Annotated in this window: 18 protein-coding genes; 8 read left to right on the top strand and 10 right to left on the bottom strand. The window is 37.1% G+C overall.

Going from position 1 to position 17947, the window contains the following annotated elements:
- Positions 1-129: 129 nt before the first annotated feature.
- The 3 genes from O3746_RS01790 to O3746_RS01780 are packed head-to-tail and all read left to right on the top strand — an operon-like array spanning position 130 to position 5738.
- Entirely contained in the window at positions 130-1245 is a 1116-nt protein-coding gene (locus O3746_RS01790) for a restriction endonuclease subunit S (RefSeq protein WP_288668393.1), read from the top strand.
- Positions 1246-1263: 18 nt separating this feature from the next.
- Positions 1264-2622, top strand: coding sequence for an AAA family ATPase (locus O3746_RS01785; RefSeq protein WP_288668392.1), 1359 nt, complete (start codon positions 1264-1266; stop codon positions 2620-2622).
- A 17-nt stretch (positions 2623-2639) separates the two neighbouring features.
- Positions 2640-5738: a type I restriction endonuclease subunit R gene (locus O3746_RS01780; RefSeq protein ID WP_371447663.1), complete on the top strand. Its 3099-nt coding sequence runs from the start codon at positions 2640-2642 to the stop codon at positions 5736-5738.
- An 82-nt stretch (positions 5739-5820) separates the two neighbouring features.
- Here O3746_RS01780 and O3746_RS01775 read toward each other — a convergent pair whose 3' ends face one another.
- The 3 genes from O3746_RS01775 to O3746_RS01765 form a co-directional block, all read right to left on the bottom strand.
- Positions 5821-6177 (bottom strand): DsrE/DsrF/TusD sulfur relay family protein, encoded by a 357-nt coding sequence (locus tag O3746_RS01775; RefSeq protein WP_005696059.1) that lies wholly within the window; start codon positions 6175-6177, stop codon positions 5821-5823.
- Positions 6178-6238: 61 nt separating this feature from the next.
- A complete protein-coding gene (locus O3746_RS01770; RefSeq protein ID WP_371447662.1) occupies positions 6239-7546 on the bottom strand; it encodes an NCS2 family permease in 1308 nt (435 codons plus the stop codon).
- Positions 7547-7566: 20 nt separating this feature from the next.
- Positions 7567-8520, bottom strand: a complete 954-nt coding sequence (locus O3746_RS01765; protein ID WP_070592129.1) for an oxidoreductase — start codon at positions 8518-8520, stop codon at positions 7567-7569.
- 76 nt (positions 8521-8596) lie between these two features.
- On the opposite strand from O3746_RS01765, the gene ybaK reads away from it, so the two are divergent.
- Entirely contained in the window at positions 8597-9076 is a 480-nt protein-coding gene (gene ybaK, locus O3746_RS01760; protein ID WP_005696054.1) for a Cys-tRNA(Pro) deacylase, read from the top strand.
- Between the two features lie 60 nt (positions 9077-9136).
- Here ybaK and fabA read toward each other — a convergent pair whose 3' ends face one another.
- Positions 9137-9670, bottom strand: a complete 534-nt coding sequence (fabA, locus tag O3746_RS01755; protein ID WP_005698958.1) for a bifunctional 3-hydroxydecanoyl-ACP dehydratase/trans-2-decenoyl-ACP isomerase — start codon at positions 9668-9670, stop codon at positions 9137-9139.
- Positions 9671-9838: 168 nt separating this feature from the next.
- Positions 9839-11641, bottom strand: a complete 1803-nt coding sequence (locus O3746_RS01750; protein WP_070592131.1) for a Lon protease family protein — start codon at positions 11639-11641, stop codon at positions 9839-9841.
- A gap of 102 nt (positions 11642-11743) precedes the next feature.
- Here O3746_RS01750 and matP point away from each other — a divergent pair, with 102 nt between their 5' ends.
- Entirely contained in the window at positions 11744-12193 is a 450-nt protein-coding gene (gene matP / locus O3746_RS01745; protein WP_005696051.1) for a macrodomain Ter protein MatP, read from the top strand.
- Between the two features lie 81 nt (positions 12194-12274).
- On the opposite strand, the gene cspD is transcribed toward matP, so the two are convergent.
- The 5 genes from cspD to O3746_RS01720 all read right to left on the bottom strand — a co-directional run bounded on the left by cspD (position 12275) and on the right by O3746_RS01720 (position 14186).
- Positions 12275-12484, bottom strand: coding sequence for a cold shock domain-containing protein CspD (cspD, locus tag O3746_RS01740; protein WP_005696050.1), 210 nt, complete (start codon positions 12482-12484; stop codon positions 12275-12277).
- A 147-nt stretch (positions 12485-12631) separates the two neighbouring features.
- On the bottom strand, positions 12632-12796 hold the full coding sequence (locus tag O3746_RS01735) for a YoaH family protein (protein WP_197544572.1): 165 nt from the start codon (positions 12794-12796) through the stop codon (positions 12632-12634).
- Between the two features lie 12 nt (positions 12797-12808).
- The gene (truC, locus tag O3746_RS01730; RefSeq protein WP_295673556.1) at positions 12809-13525 is read right to left on the bottom strand and encodes a tRNA pseudouridine(65) synthase TruC; all 717 of its coding nucleotides are present in this window, start codon (positions 13523-13525) and stop codon (positions 12809-12811) included.
- The gene (locus tag O3746_RS01725; protein WP_005696046.1) at positions 13526-13846 is read right to left on the bottom strand and encodes a YqcC family protein; all 321 of its coding nucleotides are present in this window, start codon (positions 13844-13846) and stop codon (positions 13526-13528) included.
- A gap of 70 nt (positions 13847-13916) precedes the next feature.
- A complete protein-coding gene (locus O3746_RS01720) occupies positions 13917-14186 on the bottom strand; it encodes an acylphosphatase (protein WP_083315416.1) in 270 nt (89 codons plus the stop codon).
- A 121-nt stretch (positions 14187-14307) separates the two neighbouring features.
- Here O3746_RS01720 and O3746_RS01715 point away from each other — a divergent pair, with 121 nt between their 5' ends.
- The 3 genes from O3746_RS01715 (at position 14308) to rsxA (ending at position 17898) form a co-directional block, all read left to right on the top strand.
- Positions 14308-14964, top strand: a complete 657-nt coding sequence (locus O3746_RS01715) for a DUF2057 domain-containing protein (protein WP_070775371.1) — start codon at positions 14308-14310, stop codon at positions 14962-14964.
- A 99-nt stretch (positions 14965-15063) separates the two neighbouring features.
- A complete protein-coding gene (yccS, locus tag O3746_RS01710) occupies positions 15064-17217 on the top strand; it encodes a YccS family putative transporter (RefSeq protein WP_371447661.1) in 2154 nt (717 codons plus the stop codon).
- Positions 17218-17319: 102 nt separating this feature from the next.
- Positions 17320-17898 (top strand): electron transport complex subunit RsxA, encoded by a 579-nt coding sequence (gene rsxA, locus O3746_RS01705; RefSeq protein ID WP_371447660.1) that lies wholly within the window; start codon positions 17320-17322, stop codon positions 17896-17898.
- Positions 17899-17947: the final 49 nt, after the last annotated feature.

The raw sequence follows: 17947 nt of genomic DNA, 5'->3' as shown, positions 1-17947 counted from the left end.
CTTTAGCCCACCAATAAGATTGAAAAATAACAGCAAACCGTAAGGTGGGCTTCAGCCCACCAATTTACGATAGCACACGGTGGGCTAAAGCCCACCCTACGAGGAACTACGAGGAACAACAAAAACACAATGAAAAACAACCGCACTTTTTTAGAAAAATTATTGGATGGGGCTGAGGTTGAGTGGAAGCCTTTAATTAAAGTAGCCTCTTTGACAAGAGGAAGAGTTATATCAAAGGAGTATTTAGCTGATAATTTAGGTGATTATCCGGTATATAGTTCTCAAACTGTCAATAATGGTGAAATTGGAAAAATAAACTCATTCGACTTCGATGGAGAATTTGTTAGTTGGACTACTGATGGCGCTAATGCAGGAACAGTATTTTATCGGTCAGGAAAATTCTCAATCACAAATGTTTGTGGCTTGATAAAAATTCAAAATAACCTTGAACTAAACTATAAATTTTTATTTTATTGGCTTTCAATTGAAGCAAAGAATCATGTTTATTCAGGTATGGGAAATCCCAAACTAATGAGCCACCAGATGGAAAAAATCCTAATCCCCATCCCCCCACTCTCTGTCCAAACCGAAATCGTGCGAATTTTGGACGCATTGACAGCGCTTACCAGCGAGCTTACCAGCGAGCTTACCAGCGAGCTTACACTACGCCAGAAGCAGTATGAATACTATCGGGAGAAATTGTTATCTTTCGATAGTTTAGAACAATTAAATATGGGGGGGGCGAAGAAGAAACTTATTGATGTAGCTAAAATCAAAAATGGGAAAGATTGGAAACATCTTGGGGAAGGTGATATTCCAATATATGGTTCAGGTGGGATTATGGGGTATGTTGATACATATTCATACGATAAACCTACGGTATTAATTCCACGAAAAGGAACTATTACAAACATATTTTACCTTGAAGAACCATTTTGGAACGTTGATACAATTTACTATACAGAAATTGATACAACTCAAATTTTACCAAAATACTTTTATCATTTTATGAAAACGGTAGATTTAACAAAATTAGATACTGGTTCAGGAAGACCTAGCTTAACACAAGCTATTTTGAATGAGATTCCTATTTTTGTTCCATCAATTAAAGAACAACAACGTATCGTTTCAATCCTCGACAAATTTGAAACCTTAACCAATTCCATCACCGAAGGCTTGCCTTTGGCGATTGAACAAAGCCAAAAGCGGTATGAGTATTACAGAGAGCTTCTCTTAAATTTCTAAAAAAAGGAAAATTATAATATGAGTAAAAAATTAGAAGATATTGCAAAGGAATTAACAGAAAAACACTCAACTTCAAAAGTTAACCTGATTTATGCATTTAATGGTTCTGGTAAGACTAGATTATCAAAAGAATTTCAAAACTTAATATCACCTAAAAATGAAGAAGATATTAGTCTTGGCTTTAAAGATAAGAAAATAATTTATTTTAGTGCATTTACAGAAGATTTATTTTTCTGGAATAATGATTTAGAGAAAGATTCTACCCGCACCCTAAACATACAACCAAATCAATTTACTGACTGGATTTTAAGAGTTCAAGGTCAAGAAAATAATATTATTAGTAATTTTCAACGCTACACAAATAATAAACTCACTCCTAAATTCAATGAAAACTACTCTCAGGTTACTTTTTCATTTGAAAGAGGGAATGATGTAAAAGAAGATAATATTAAAATTTCTAAAGGGGAAGAAAGTTGCTTTATTTGGAGCATTTTTTATAGCCTCTTTGAACAAATAATATCCGTTCTTAATATTGTTGAACCAACACAACGAGAGACTCAAGACTTTAATAATCTAAAATATATATTTATTGATGACCCTGTGAGCTCCTTAGATGAAAATCATTTAATTGAACTAGCTGTTAATATATCCTGCCTGATTAAAGAGAGTGAGTCAGATCTAAAATTCATTATCACGACTCATAACCCTCTATTCTATAATATTCTATGTAACGAATTTAGGAACTTAAAAAAAGGATGTAAAAAGTTTAGATTAGAAAAAATGGAAGACAATAATCACAATTTATGTAGTCAAAGTAATGATTCACCTTTTGCATATCAAGTTCACTTAATAGATAAACTTGAAAGCATATTTAAGCAGGAAATACAAATTCAGGAGTTTCTAAAAGAAATAAAACATGGATATAAAAACAAAGTAGAAACCATACTAAAAAAAGATGCATTGAATGATAATGAACTATCTGAATTTTATAGATTGATTAGCAATCTAACAATGAGCAGTCTTTTTTATATTAGAAAAAATCATGTTGGAGATAAATTTACACTATCCTTATTTAAAGAAAAAGAAATAAAAGAATGTGAAGTAGAAAAGTATCATTTTAATTTAATTAGAAACATTCTAGAAAAACTTGCTACATTTCTTGGATACCAAGAAATGAAAGATATGCTTCCTCAAGATGGAAGTGGACCAGACCCATATATGAATCGTATAGTTAACCTATCAAGTCATTCAAAACATTCAGGAGAAGAAACTATACTCATTTCTGATAATGACAAACGTGTTCTTAAAGGTTTAGTCGAACATATAAATACAAAATATAATTTTAGAAGTAAATTTATTAAACTTGGTAAGGATTAAATAGATAAGGAAAACCTATGATCAACTACTCCACCATCACTGAATCCAATAATTTTATCGTTTTAGATCAATACAAAAAGTTTGTTGTGGAAGAACCCAATGCTGGTTATCAAACGGAAGGGAGTCTTGAACGTGAATTTATTCGTGATTTACAGGCGCAAGGCTATGAGTATTTACAAGATATCAATAGTCATGATGCGTTGGTTAAAAACTTACGGGCGCAATTACAACGATTGAACAATGTAGTTTTCTCTGATGCGGAATGGCGACGTTTTTTAGAGGAGTATTTGGATAAACCGAGCGATAGTCTGATTGAGAAAACCCGTAAAATTCATGATGACTATATTTATGATTTTGTGTTTGATAATGGACGCATTCAGAATATTTATCTGCTAGATAAGAAAAATCTTGCCAATAACGCCGTGCAAGTTATCAATCAATTTGAACAAACTGGCAGCTATGACAATCGTTATGATGTGACCATTTTGGTCAATGGTTTACCGCTTGTACATATTGAATTAAAAAAACGTGGCGTGGCGATTCGTGAAGCTTTTAATCAAATTCACCGCTATAGCAAAGAAAGTTTCAATAAAGAAAATTCTCTCTTTAAATATATTCAGATTTTTGTCATTTCTAATGGCACAGATACCCGCTATTTTGCCAACACTACAAAGCGCGATAAAAACAGCTACGACTTCACAATGAATTGGGCAACGGCAAAAAATACTCTGATTAAAGATTTAAAGGATTTTACGGCGACATTCCTACAAAAACATACCCTGCTCAATGTGTTAGTGAATTACTGCGTTTTTGATGTTTCCGACACCCTATTGATTATGCGCCCATATCAAATTGCTGCCACCGAGCGGATTTTATGGAAAATCAAGAGCTCATATCTGGCGAAAAATTGGAGCAATACAGACAGTGGCGGTTACATTTGGCACACTACGGGCTCAGGCAAAACGCTCACTAGCTTTAAAGCTGCACGCCTTGCGACGGAATTAGACTTTATTGAAAAAGTATTCTTCGTGGTAGATAGAAAGGATTTGGACTATCAAACTATGAAAGAATACCAACGCTTTTCACCTGATAGTGTAAATGGTTCAGAAAGTACGGCAGGATTAAAACGCAATATCGAAAAAGACGACAATAAGATCATTGTTACCACCATTCAAAAACTCAACAACCTGATGAAATCGGAAGATAAATTACCGATTTACGATAAACAGGTCGTTTTTATCTTTGATGAATGCCATCGTTCTCAATTTGGTGAAGCGCAAAAAAATCTAACGAGAAAATTCAAAAAATACTATCAATTTGGGTTTACTGGTACACCGATTTTCCCAGAAAACGCATTAGGTAAGGATACAACAAAAAGTGTATTTGGAAGCCCACTCCATTCTTATATTATTACCGATGCGATTCGTGATGAAAAAGTGCTGAAATTTAAAGTGGATTACAATGATGTACGACCACAATTCAAGAGCATCGAAACTGAAAAGAATCTTGAAGAGCTAACAAAACTCGAGAAAAAACAAGCCTTTTTACAACCTAAACGTATTGAGCAAATTGCCCAATATGTTCTAGATAATTTCAAGCAAAAGACCCATCGCTTTAATGCGGGTAACAATGGCTTTAATGCGATGTTTGCGGTAAGTAGCGTGGATGCAGCCAAAGCTTATTATCAAACTTTTAAACAGTTACAAAGTGCGGTCAAAAATCCACTTAAAATTGCAACAATCTTTTCGTTTGCCGCAAATGAAGAGCAAGATGCGATTGGCGATATTGTCGATGAAAGTTTTGAAGTGGAGGCAATGAACTCATCTGCGAAGGAGTTTTTAAAATCTGCCATTGATGATTACAACGGCTATTTTGCCACTAATTATGATGTGGATGCGAAATCGTTCCAAAACTACTATCGTGATCTCGCCAAACGCGTCAAAAACAAAGAAGTGGATTTGTTGATTGTCGTTGGAATGTTTTTAACTGGTTTTGATGCCCCAACCTTAAACACGTTATTTGTAGATAAAAACTTACGTTACCATGGTTTGATTCAAGCTTATTCTCGTACAAACCGCATTTACAACAGCACCAAAAGTTTTGGCAATATCGTCACTTTCCGTGATTTGGAACAAGATACCATTGATGCGATTACCCTTTTCGGTAAATCCAATACACGCAATATCGTATTAGAAAAAAGTTACCAAGAATATATGGAAGGCTTTACCGATGCGGGTGTGGCCCGTCGTGGGTATTTAGAGGTTATTGCTGAATTGCAAGAACGCTTCCCTGATCCAGATTTAATTCAAACAGAAAAAGACAAGAAAGACTTTGTAAAATTATTTGGTGAATATTTGCGGGTTGAAAACATTCTGCAAAACTATGATGAGTTCGCTGCTTTACAAGCATTTCAATCGCTCGATACCAGTGATGCAAAAGCCGTTGAAGCCTTTAAAGAAAAATATTATTTAACGGATGAGGCTTTTACTGAAATGCAACCTATTGATATGCCAAGCGAACGTAGCATTCAGAATTACCGTTCGACTTACAACGATATTCGGGATTGGCTCCGTCGTCAAAAAGATAGCGAGGAAAAAGCAAAATCGACCATTGATTGGGACGATGTGGTGTTTGAAGTGGATTTATTAAAATCTCAAGAAATCAATCTAGATTACATCTTAGAATTGATTTTTGAACACAACAAAAAAATGAAAAATAAGGCTGAGCTGATTGATGAAATTCGAACCACAATCCGAGCGAGTCTAGGTAATCGAGCCAAAGAAAGTTTGATCGTAGATTTTATTAATCAAACGGACTTAGATAGCATTGTCGATAAAGCCGGTATTATTGAGTCCTTCTTCCAATTTGCCCAAAAAGAGCAACAGAAAGAAGCTGACGAATTAATTAGCAGTGAAGGCCTGAATATTGATGCTGCGAAGCGTTATATTAACGTGTCCTTAAAACGCGGATATGCTAGCGAACAAGGTACGGATTTAAATGAGGCCCTACCGAAAATGAGTCCGCTTAATCCGCAATATCTCACGAAAAAACAAAGCATTTTCCAAAAGATCGTTGCCTTTGTTGAGAAATTTGTTGGGATTGGTGGCGAGGTTTAAAAACTTAAACCGACTATATAGAATTAAAAAGGTGCAATCTATTATTGATTACACCTTTTTATTTTGTCAGTTTTATCAGAAATTAGAACGTTAAAACTTTATCCGCCCATAATGTCCACTCGGATACATCATCTAAGGTACCAAGGGTCACGCCGTCAATTAATTTAGCATCTAATAAACCACGTGCTTTTACGCAGCTGGTGCATAATTTAATTTCAGCACCTTGTGCCGCTAAAATATCGATAAGTTGTTGGATATTGAAGCCTTCATTTGGGTTTTGCCCCGCAATACCGCATAAAATCGCATCAGAAAAGCAGAATAATTTAATATTCACATCCTTGCTGTGCTCTTCTTTCATATTGATGGCGAAACGAACAGCGTTGAACGTTTTCTCTCCACTATATGTGGAATCATTGACGATAAAAAGAATATTTTGCATGACGCACTCCTTGTTGCAATGCTATAAAAATGAAGGCGTAATAAATTACGCCTTTATGAAATCAGCCAACCCAAACGAACTTGGCTACAAATAATAAAGACACCACCCACACAGGGGCATTGACCTCGCGTATTCTACCTGTACAGGCCTTCATGACGCAATAACTAATAAAGCCAAATGCGATACCTTCAGTAATTGAATAAGTAAATGGCATCATCGCTGCAGTGATAAAAGCAGGGGTGGCTTCAGTTAAATCATCCCAGTGTACACGAATAAGACTAGATGCCATTAAAATCCCTACATAGACTAATGCCCCTGCGGTTGCATAAGCTGGTACAACACTAGCAAGTGGCGAGAAGAAAATGGTAAGTAAGAATAAAACACCGACTGTTACTGCTGTTAAACCTGTTCTACCACCAACTGAAACCCCTGCACCACTTTCAATATAAGTACTAATAGCGGATGTGCCGATATAAGAACCTACTACCGCACTCACGCTATCTACATAAAGAGCTTGTTTCATTTTCGGGAAACGACCTTTCTCATCGCTGAAACCTGCTTTATCGGTCACGCCTAATAAGGTGCCTGATGAGTCAAATAGGTTTACTAAAAGGAAAGAGAAAATGATGCCGAGCAAAGCGGTATCTAAAGCACCTGCAATATCCACTTTACCGACAACCGCACCTAAACTTGGTGGCATCGAAACAATGCCGTGGAAGGTAACTTGGTCGTCAATTAAAAGCGCTAATCCAGTGACTACCGCGATAGAAATTAAAACACCAGAGAAAATATTACGTGCAGCTAAAACTACGATAATGAAGAAACCTAATACGCCAAGCAGAATTTTAGGATCATGTAAATTGCCTAATGCCACTAAGGTTGCAGGATTCTCTACAACCAATCCCATATTTTTAAAGCCAATTAACGCAATAAAAAAGCCGATACCTGCACCAATTCCCACGCGCAATGAAAGTGGAATCGAAGCCATTAACCAATAACGGATTTGGAATAAGGTGAGAACAAATAAACCAATCGAGCCCCAGAAAATAGTGCCCATGCCCACTTCCCAAGAATAACCAAGCTTGCCAACGACTACATAAGCAAAGAACGCATTGAGTCCCATAGCCGGTGCAAGGGCGATAGGTAAATTACTGAATAATCCCATCGCAATGGTACCGAGCGCGGCGATTAAACAAGTAGTCACGAAAACAACTTGTTTATCCATTCCCGCATCACCTAATACGGATGGGTTTACAAACACGATATACACCATGGTAAAGAAGGTGGTGATACCCGCGATAATTTCGGTTTTGGTGGTACTGCCCTTTTCTTTAATGGAAAAAAGGCGTTCAAGTAAAGATTGTTGCATTGTTTTCCCCTTAACTTAAATTAATAACCTTGGTGATAAATCGACTCAAGTAATTTCACACCTAATAAGGCGATATTGAAACGTTGCTCGTCAGCAACCGTCCAAAATTCTATACCGTTTTCAACCGCACTTTGTTGGCTGATATGCAATTTTACGCTTTCTTCACCATTTTCGTTTTCGCCATTAATCACAGGCGTAATAAGGCTATCATGTAATTCAATCAATTCGCCTTGTTGTGGTTGGAAATCAAATTCATAATCTGAAAGTGCTGTCACTTTTTGTGCCATGCCGTAGAAGACAGGTACTTGAATTTGATGGAAAATGACATTGTCTAACTGCGGGAAGATTTTTTGTAATTGCAGATTTAAATTAGCCGCTTGTTGTGGAAACACATCAAAGGCAAAACGGGTTTCACCTTCTTCCAATGGCATACCATTCAGTAAACGAGCAGTTTGACCCGCAAGTTTATTCACGGTTTCACCATCTGTATAAGACGCAGGTAAAAGTGACGTAGCAAAGACTTGAGTTAAATTTGTTTGTTGAATAATTGGTAGTAGAGATAAAGCTAATTGACTCACTTGCGGATCAGGTAAACTCACAATGTTACGTTGTCTTAATTCAGTCAGATTTTCTTCATTGATTGTAGGAACTACGACGGGTACATCAGACAATGCAGAGCAAATCCCTTTTAAATCAATCACCACACAGCCACTTTCTGCGGTTTGTGCTAATAAAGGCGCTTGGTCAATTTGGCCTGCGAAGAAAAGATAATTAACGCTATCCCACTCAATCTCATCAGTGGCTAATTGAGCAACGGCTTTATTGCGAAAACGTATCGCTTGTTCTTCTTCAAAAGGATAAATTTCTACAATCGAAACATTGCCTACATCTAGCTCACTTTGTTCAAGTGCTTCGGCAATTTTTTCACATAGATCAAATTCTGCTGCAATAGCAATATTTAGGCTTGCGTCCATTTTTCTCTCCGCTGTAAAATGTTCTGAACCGATTCATTCTACAGAAAAAAGACTGATAAATACATAAGGAAATCAGATGACACCAGCAATTGATTTACTAAAGAAAAATAAAATTCCTTTTACTCTCCATACTTACGATCATGACCCTAACAATACACATTTTGGCGATGAAGCCGCTGAAAAACTTGGGCTTGATCCGCACCAATCCTTTAAAACACTTTTAGTTGCTGAAAATGGTGATCAGAAAAAATTAGCGTGTTTTGTGCTTTCCACAGCAAATATGTTGAGTTTAAAGAAAGCGGCAAAATCAATTGGTGTAAAAAAAGTTGAAATGGCCGATAAAGATGCGGCACAAAAAAGCACGGGATATTTAGTCGGTGGCATTAGCCCATTAGGTCAAAAGAAACGGGTAAAAACTGTGATAAATTCGACCGCACTTGAGTTTGATACGATTTTTGTTTCAGGTGGAAAACGTGGATTAAGCGTCGAATTAGCGCCTCAAGATTTGGCTAAATTACTGAATGCCGAATTTGTCGATATTATTGACGAAGAATAGAAAAAGAAAAGCCCGAATGAATCGGGCTATTATTTTTATATGATGTTGTGTTTATTTGAATTAGAAACTTGATGTATCTTGGAATAAGCCAACTTTTAAATCGGTTGCAGTGTAGATAACACGACCATCTACTTCCACTTCACCATCAGCCATTCCCATTACTAATTTGCGATTAATTACGCGTTTCATATTGATACGGTAAACCACTTTTTTCGCGGTTGGTAAGATTTGTCCGGTAAATTTCACTTCACCTACGCCTAATGCACGGCCTTTACCTTTACCGCCTACCCAGCCAAGGAAGAAACCCACTAATTGCCACATCGCATCTAAGCCTAAGCAACCAGGCATAACGGGGTCACCAATAAAGTGACAACCGAAAAACGGTAAATCTGGATGAATATCTAATTCCGCTTCAATATACCCTTTACCAAACGCACCGCCATCTTCGGTCATTTTTACAATGCGATCCATCATCAACATGGTTGGTGCTGGAAGTTGCGGGCCTTCTTTACCAAATAATTCACCACGACCAGAAGCTAATAAATCTTCATAAGTGTAGCTGCTTTTGATGTTGGGTGTACAGGTGTTTTCCATTTTTTATTTCCTTGTATATATAGTTTTGCTTGGTTACAAACAATAAGTGCAGATTCTATGGGGATTTATAAGAAATGTAAACAGCAAACACTTGTTAGCTCAACTTGTCGGATCAGTCAGTAAAATTCACATAAAAGAAAAGCGAACTCAAGGTTCGCTTTAAAGAAATTAAGATTTAAAGAAATCTAACCAGTTTTTTTTCGGCGTTTCCGAACGAAAAGCAATTCGATTTTGAATTAAACGTGCAATAGGCTCTTTGCCCTTCGCATATTCTTCTTTCTCTTCCAATAAATCGCGGTCAAATAGGATTTTGGCTGTTTGATAAATATCCTCGACTTGATAGATAAAGAACTGCTCATTTTTCACCGCCTCAACCACTTCGTCAGATAAGCTTAGTTGTTGAATCGTCGTCGCAGGAATAATCACCCCTTGTTTACCCGTCAAACCACGACGTTGGCAAATGGTGAAAAAGCCTTCAATTTTATCATTCACTCCGCCTACCGCATGCACCAAACCAAATTGGTCAATGGTACCCGTAATCGCAATATTTTGTGGCAATGGCAAATCAGATAACGCGCTGACTAATACGGAGAAAATAGCTAGAGACGCACTGTCACCATCAATTTCACCATAAGACTGCTCAAATACTAAAGAAGCAGAAAATGGCAACTGTGATGGCAACTCTAAGATACTTGCCAAGCATGCTTCAGAAATCATCATACCTTTCCCGTGGAGGTTGCCCGCTAATTCGTTTTTACGCTCCACATCCACGACTTCACCATCACCAAACTGCACTAAACAGCTGATGCGAGAAGGTTCACCAAAACAAACCGGTGTGCCTGGATATTCAATCACAGACAAGCCATTAATCTGCCCAACAATTTCACCGTTGGTTTCTACATAAATTTGTTCGTTGAGAATATCTGCATAAGTACGTTCACGTAAAAAACCATGCTGTTCATTTTTTTGTTTAAAAGCTTGCTCAAAATCAACCGCACTTAAGGTTTGTTTTTGTGACAACGTCGCAGCATTGAGTAACATTTCCGTTGTTTTTAACGGGGAAATGTTAATTAAAAAGCGGTCTTCACTCTCACGCACCAATAACTGATAGAGTTTATTCAATGCAGTTAAATCTAAATCAAGTTCATATTTTGAGGCTAATGCCAACACATAATTAGCCCAATTTTCTTGTGCTTTAGGTTGGGCAACAGAATAGTAGCTTTCAATTTCTGCATAATCAGCCAAGCTGTAAAGATCTTCTTCTAACTCACCTAAGGTCGCAATTTCAGTGCGATTGCCTAAAATCACCACTTTTAAATTAAGTGGATAACTTGGAATATCACAAGGCAAGGTTTTAAATGGATGAGCTGAATACCAATCAAAAGTTTGCGTTTGTAAAATATGTTTTAAGCGTTGCCATAAATCAAATTGGCTTAGCATCGTTGCTGCGCTTAAAATCAAAACGCCCCCATTGGCTTGATGCACTAAACCTGGTGTAAGCAAAATATCTTGCGAACTTGGATGAACGCGTACACTACCAAAAAGACTAAATTGATCAGCGTGTAATGCCTTCAACACATCACCTTGTGCGGCAAAATTATCTGCTGGTGATTGAGCTGGCTCGGTATAAATACGAGGGAAAGAAAAAGAATCCCCCTGCTCAACGACATAATTCACCCCAAAAACTGACCGCTCTTTTGGCTGTTCTTGACGAATAAGTTCTGCTAATAAATCTGCATATTCTGCTTGATCATCGGCTTTTAAAACCAGCAAAGAACGACGAGGTTGTTTTAAGAATAAAGAAATCGCTTTTGTGGCATGTTTTTGTAATGACCAAAAATCAGCCTTTTCAGCTGAAAGTTCAGTAATCGATAATTCTGGTTGTAAGGCTTGCCAATTTAAGGCTTGTTCCGAAGATGTAGAAGTCACGACATATCTCGCTTTAATTAAATTGGCGGTATTATCGCACACTTCACCCTGAGTGAAAATCCGTTATAAAAATCTACTGGAAAAATTTATTTAAACAGCGTATATTTATGAGGTTACCACGTCACTAAAAAGTATAATAAAACGATGAAATATCAAAAATTAGAAAACCAAGAAGCAAACTGGAAATGGATTTATCTCATTCGCAAACATCGCGAAGGGGAAAAAATTACCCGTTACGAAGAAAAAAGCTTAGAAGAAAGCAAAGTTCAAGAATTAATAGAATGTCAGAATTATCCTGAAAAAATCGAAGAGTGGATTAAAAATCACCTTTCTCTTGATTTACCTATTAAGCTTGATCAGGCTATTCGTGCAAGACGTAAACGCTTTTTTAATGCAGAGAAACAATCAACGAAGAAAAAATCCATTGATTTAGAATATGGCGTTTGGCTTCGTTTGTCTAAATATTCACGAAAAATGAAAATGACGCTTTCTGAAACCATCACCTATATGATTGATGAACGTGAAAGCAAAGCGTTATATGAAAGTCAAATGACGGCAATGAAAGCCGGTTTGAAAAACTTGCTCAATAAATAAGATGAAAAAAAGCCAAGACCGAAATCTTGGCTTTTGATTATGCTAAATAGAGAAGATTTTTGAAACGTTTTAGCGTTTCGCCTATTCCGCAATCGGAATAATTTTTGTGGCGTGAGATCCTTTGTCGCCGTGAATCACTTCAAATTGCACACGTTGCCCTGCTTTCAATGAACGGTAACCATCCATTTCAATTGCTGAATAATGTGCAAAGATGTCTGTATCCACGCCTTCTGCAGAAATAAACCCAAATCCTTTTGCGTTGTTAAACCATTTTACTACACCAATTTCCATAGTAGACCTCTATTAGGCTTCGCCCTTAATACTTAAAAACAATAAGACTCATGCCTTATCACCTCAATTGGAAATATATTCAAACATTTTATTTTTTTATGCAACAAGGAAACTTTAAAAATGATACATTGATCACAAAATTTTTATTTATTTACTTGCAGAATTCTCTTTTTCATCTTTTTGATGAATTTCACGTAACGCTTTTGCCACAATTTGAATGGCCTCACCGCTGCTAATTCCTTGTGCCATTAATTCCTGAATTTGTTCTACTGCTTTTTGTTGCTGTTCGTGGGTTAAATTAATATCTAACATGATTTTTTCTCATTAAATCGACCAATTAAATAATTCCATCACTTTCATCCATTGTTCATCTAAATCTGCTTTAATTTCTATTCTTGTTGAATGAATAGGATGCTTAAAAATAAGTGTATCGGCATGTAAAAATAAACGCTGACAGCCTGAATGTTCCGTCAATGCACGATTTTGATGTAAATCACCATATTGCGTATCCCCTAAAATAGGATGAAAGATATGTTTCATGTGACGTCGTAACTGATGTTTTCTGCCTGTTTGGGGGGTTAGCTTCACTAAGGAGTATCTCGTGGTTTGATAACGCCCTACCGCATAAGGCATTTCCACAATGTTTAAGCCCTCATAATCCGTCACTGCCTCTTGAGGCGCTTTATCTTCTTGCGCAAACTTATCCGCAATCTTATCTAATTGAATTTTAAGTGGATAATCAATTTGTCCTTTGCCTTGCAAATACCCTCGAACAATCGCTAAATAAGATTTTTGCACTGTTTTCTGTTCAAATTGCTGACACATTAAATTTGCTATTTCACTATTTAAAGCAAACAGCAAAACACCTGATGTAGGTCGGTCTAATCGATGAATCGGAAAAACATGCTGCCCGATTTGATCGCGCAAGGTTTGCATCACAAATTGCGTTTCATGAGTATCAAGCCAGCTACGATGTACCAATATGCCTGCAGGCTTATTAACGGCGACAAGATATTCGTCTTGATATAAGATTTCTAACATTTATTGATTTTGTAATAAGGCTTCTAATTCACGTAACGGTGTTAATAATTCAACTAAAAAATCTTCTTCTGCTTCTTTAAATGCTTCCTCTAAATAAGGTGACACCGCAATTTTTGAAGGTAATTCAGCACCACTTTCAAGTAAGGCAAACATTCTTGGAATAAAAATCCATTGCAACCATTCTTCTGGTGACATAGTATCAATAGCAAAAGGCTCTTCACTTAAAAAGGCATCTTGTGAAGGTGGAACCGCTTGCCATAAATCAAGTTTTTGCATAGCAAGTTGTAATTGTTGAAGATGAAGTTTTGTTTGATTACGCATGATTTTTCCTATCTATAAATAAGCGGCGTATTCTACGAGCATCAATTCACACTGTAAAGTGCGGTCAGTTTTAACGATGAATAATCGAAAAGTCAGGATATCGTTTATCTTCAATATTATCGACTAAGACCCGTTCAACACTTGCGGTTCTTGGCCCGACGTTTAACCAATCATAAAAGTGTTGCAGTTGGTCATCATTGCCTTCCGCAATGATTTCGACACTGCCGTCTGTACAATTTCTTACCGTGCCTTTAATACCAATTTTCTCTGCTTCTTTCCATGTAAAATAGCGAAACCCGACACCTTGAACTCGACCATATACGACAAATCGTTTTGCCATGATTTGCTCCTTTGTTACAAAAACTTTTTAAAAATTAACCGCACTTTCCTATTCCCATTTTTTAAAATTTAGCATAGCATTACAATCATCTAATTTCATTCAAAAAATAAAAGGAGTAATTATGAAATTATGTCAGTTTGCATTAGGTGTTGTTGCCTTTGCAGTCAGTGCGAGCAGTTTAGCCGGTACGGTCACCACGTCATCAAACCTTGAGTTTCTTGCAATCAACGGCCAAAAAGCCAGCAAATCCCTTCTAAAAGAAAAAAAATCATTCAATGCTGAAGCTGACCAAACACAACAAGTTGTGGTACGTTTAGGTGAAATCGTCGGTACTGGTTCTAGCCAAGGACTTTTTGAGTCTAATCCTATTATTGTGACCTTCAAAGGTACGGCTGATGATGTTGTGTTATCTGCAGAAAAAATTCGTTCGCAAGAAGATGGCGAAAAATTTAATGCACAACCACAAATTACCGTTAAAACTAAATCAGGTAATGTGATTGATGCTAAAGTGGATACCTTAAAACAAGAAGGTTTATTCCCATCAGCGAATATTGTTAATGACCTCGCTGAGTATAATGCATCTAATGCACCCGCAGCGGTTTCAGCTTTAGCAGTACCTGCAGTAGGTATGATGCCTGCAGCATCAGGAAAAGCAGCGAAAGGCAAAGTTGTTGTGCAAGGTGAAAACGTTGCTGAACAACAATTACAATACTGGTTCCAACAAGCCGATAAAGAAACCCAAACTCGTTTCTTAAACTGGGCAAAAAAACAAAAATAATCGTTTTTTTAACCGCACTTTGATAAAGAAGTGAGCCTTCCCGCTCACTTTTTTGTCATTCATTTTTTAGTCATTTAAATAATAAGCAAGGATATCAACATGAACCAATGGCTTAATGCAAAAGTAATCGCTTCAATACCTATTTTTATTGCAGTGAATATCGCAGCGTTCGGCGTCTGGTTTTTTGATATTTCCACGCAATCTATGCCCTTAATTTTAGGGATTATTGCAGGCGGTTTAGTGGATTTAGATAATCGTCTTACCGGACGATTAAAAAATATTTTTTACACATTAATTGCCTTTTCTATTTCAACCTTCATCGTTCAACTCAATATTGGTAAACCCATTCAATACGTATTGCTGATGACCATCATCACCTTTTTATTTACGATGGTTGGCGCCGTAGGTGAACGTTATCGCACCATTGCTTTTGGTACGCTGGTGGTAGCCATTTATACCACCCTCACTTATACACCGGATAATTCTGCGAGTTGGTTTATCAATCCTGTAATGATTTTATTAGGTACTTTGCTCTACAGTATTGTGACCATCATCGTCTATCTCTTTTTTCCAAATCGTCCTGTACAAGAAAGTGTGGCAAAAGCGTTTTGTGCCTTAGGCAATTATTTAGATGCCAAATCCGAATTTTTTGATCCTGATGAAATTGATGAAATCGAGAAAAAACATCTTAATTTTGCGATGAAAAACACCAATGTGGTGGAGGCTTTCAATCAAGCCAGAACAGCGCTTTTCTATCGTATACGTGGACAACATCGCCATGTTCGCACACAACGCATGATCCGCTATTATTTTGCTGCGCAAGACATTCATGAGCGTGCAAATTCAACACATTTTGATTATCGACAAATTGCGGAACAGCTCAAGAATACGGACTTAATTTTCCGCATTCAGCGTTTGCTCGAATTACAAGCACAAGCCTGTCACGATATTACGGCTTGCTTACGTCAAAATACGCCTTATCACTATAATATTCGCGTAGAAAAAGCGTTAATGGGCACAATTCAATCCCTTGAGCTGTATAGCAAAGAACATACTAATCAAAACAATGTTTTGCTAGCCCTTCAAACACTGATTGATAACCTGCAAAGCATTAACTGGCAGCTACGTCAGCTTGAGCAAGAAACCAGTGAAAATGAGCAAACGGCACAAATTCATACCGAACAAATTACAGGATTAAAAAATATTCTTTCTGTTATTGGAAGTAATTTCACTTTTGAGTCACCACTTTTCCGTCATGCCGTGCGTTTGTCTATCGTGGTGTTTTTGTGTTGCGCTATTGTTGAATTTTTCCAATTTAATTTGGGTTACTGGATTTTGCTTACTGCGGTCTTTGTATGTCAGCCGAACTATTCAGCGACAAAAGTGCGGTTACGTCAGCGTATTATTGGTACGATTTTAGGGGTAATTATTGGTTCCTTATTGCCATATCTCAACCCAACATTAGAGATGAAACTTGGCTTAATGGTGGTGACCAGTACGCTCTTTTTCTTCTTCCGAAGTAATAATTACAGTTTCTCCACGTTCTTTATTACGCTGCAAGTGTTGATCAGCTTTGATGTGATGGGATTTGATACTCAGGCGGCGCTCTTTCCTCGCCTCATCGATACCGTATTAGGTTCAGCCATTGCATGGTTTGCAGTTTCTTATTTATGGCCGGATTGGAAATATCTGCAACTCGATAAAGTGAGCCACCAAGCGATTCAAAGTGATGCACAATATTTATTGCACATCATAAGCCAACTACAATTTGGTAAAAGCGATGATTTGAAATACCGTATTGCACGCCGTAATGCTCATCAATATGCGGCAGCATTGAGTACAACGCTTTCCAATATGAATAATGAGCCGAAGAAATATCAAGCCTATTTGCAGGAAGGTTTTGACCTGCTAAAAATGAATTATTCTCTGTTGAGTTATATTTCTGCTTTAGGGGCATATCGCTATAAAATGACGCAGTTACAGCAAACTACAGAATTTTTAGCAGACTTTTATCCTGTCGCGAAAAAGGTTTTATATACGCTGGAAAATATTGAAAAGCTTCGTCCTGAAATCTTTGCCAAATTACAAGGTAATATTGAGCAAAGCCTAAAAGAAATTCAGTTGGATGACAATCAAACTAAAGCAGATATGGCTTTTGCGTTACCATATCAGCAGCTTAACCTGATTTCTCAATTGCTGCCGCAGCTGTATCGCTATTTCCAACATAGCCAGAAAGAACCAACTAGCAAATAAAAAAACAAAGGAAAAACTGACCGCACTAACCCAAATTTTTTATTGTTCTCAGTGCGATAAATAGAGATAATACGCCACTTATGTAAAATAAATTTAGACGCAATGACACATTACATTCTACTCATTATCAGCACCGCATTAATCAATAACTTTGTTTTGGTCAAATTCTTAGGACTTTGTCCATTTATGGGCGTGTCCAAAAAGATTGAAACGGCAATTGGTATGGGGCTTGCTACGACATTCGTATTAACCGTAGCGTCACTGTGTTCTTATTTAGTCGATAATTATATTTTAATGCCGCTAAACGCCACATTCTTGCGCACGTTAGTCTTCATTTTAGTGATTGCCGTTGTGGTTCAATTTACCGAAATGGTGATTAATAAAACAAGCCCATCACTTTATCGCTTATTAGGGATTTTCTTACCCCTGATTACCACAAACTGTGCAGTACTCGGTGTGGCATTATTAAACGTGAATTTGGCACACAATTTAACAGAATCTGTCATTTATGGTTTTGGTGCCTCTTTAGGTTTCAGTTTGGTTTTAGTTTTATTTGCAGCCTTACGTGAACGTTTAGTTGCTGCAGATGTACCCATTACGTTTCGTGGCTCGTCTATTGCGTTAATTACGGCCGGTTTAATGTCTCTCGCCTTTATGGGCTTCGCCGGGTTAGTAAAATGATTTATCTCTTAATGTTTATTACTGTGACAGTGATTTTTCTCGGCTTATT

The sequence above is a fragment of the Haemophilus sp. 27098_8_127 genome, assembly GCF_041433495.1.
Taxonomy (GTDB): Bacteria; Pseudomonadota; Gammaproteobacteria; order Enterobacterales; family Pasteurellaceae; genus Haemophilus_D.
This window is presented reverse-complemented; position numbering and strand designations above follow the sequence as displayed.

Coding starts and splice junctions, on each gene's coding strand:
- O3746_RS01790 (WP_288668393.1), top strand. CDS start 130: ATGAAAAACAACCGCACTTTTTTAGAAAAATTATTGGATGGGGCTGAG.
- O3746_RS01785 (WP_288668392.1), top strand. CDS start 1,264: ATGAGTAAAAAATTAGAAGATATTGCAAAGGAATTAACAGAAAAACAC.
- O3746_RS01780 (WP_371447663.1), top strand. CDS start 2,640: ATGATCAACTACTCCACCATCACTGAATCCAATAATTTTATCGTTTTA.
- O3746_RS01775 (WP_005696059.1), bottom strand. CDS start 6,177: ATGCAAAATATTCTTTTTATCGTCAATGATTCCACATATAGTGGAGAG.
- O3746_RS01770 (WP_371447662.1), bottom strand. CDS start 7,546: ATGCAACAATCTTTACTTGAACGCCTTTTTTCCATTAAAGAAAAGGGC.
- O3746_RS01765 (WP_070592129.1), bottom strand. CDS start 8,520: ATGGACGCAAGCCTAAATATTGCTATTGCAGCAGAATTTGATCTATGT.
- ybaK (WP_005696054.1), top strand. CDS start 8,597: ATGACACCAGCAATTGATTTACTAAAGAAAAATAAAATTCCTTTTACT.
- fabA (WP_005698958.1), bottom strand. CDS start 9,670: ATGGAAAACACCTGTACACCCAACATCAAAAGCAGCTACACTTATGAA.
- matP (WP_005696051.1), top strand. CDS start 11,744: ATGAAATATCAAAAATTAGAAAACCAAGAAGCAAACTGGAAATGGATT.
- cspD (WP_005696050.1), bottom strand. CDS start 12,484: ATGGAAATTGGTGTAGTAAAATGGTTTAACAACGCAAAAGGATTTGGG.
- O3746_RS01735 (WP_197544572.1), bottom strand. CDS start 12,796: ATGTTAGATATTAATTTAACCCACGAACAGCAACAAAAAGCAGTAGAA.
- truC (WP_295673556.1), bottom strand. CDS start 13,525: ATGTTAGAAATCTTATATCAAGACGAATATCTTGTCGCCGTTAATAAG.
- O3746_RS01725 (WP_005696046.1), bottom strand. CDS start 13,846: ATGCGTAATCAAACAAAACTTCATCTTCAACAATTACAACTTGCTATG.
- O3746_RS01720 (WP_083315416.1), bottom strand. CDS start 14,186: ATGGCAAAACGATTTGTCGTATATGGTCGAGTTCAAGGTGTCGGGTTT.
- O3746_RS01715 (WP_070775371.1), top strand. CDS start 14,308: ATGAAATTATGTCAGTTTGCATTAGGTGTTGTTGCCTTTGCAGTCAGT.
- yccS (WP_371447661.1), top strand. CDS start 15,064: ATGAACCAATGGCTTAATGCAAAAGTAATCGCTTCAATACCTATTTTT.
- rsxA (WP_371447660.1), top strand. CDS start 17,320: ATGACACATTACATTCTACTCATTATCAGCACCGCATTAATCAATAAC.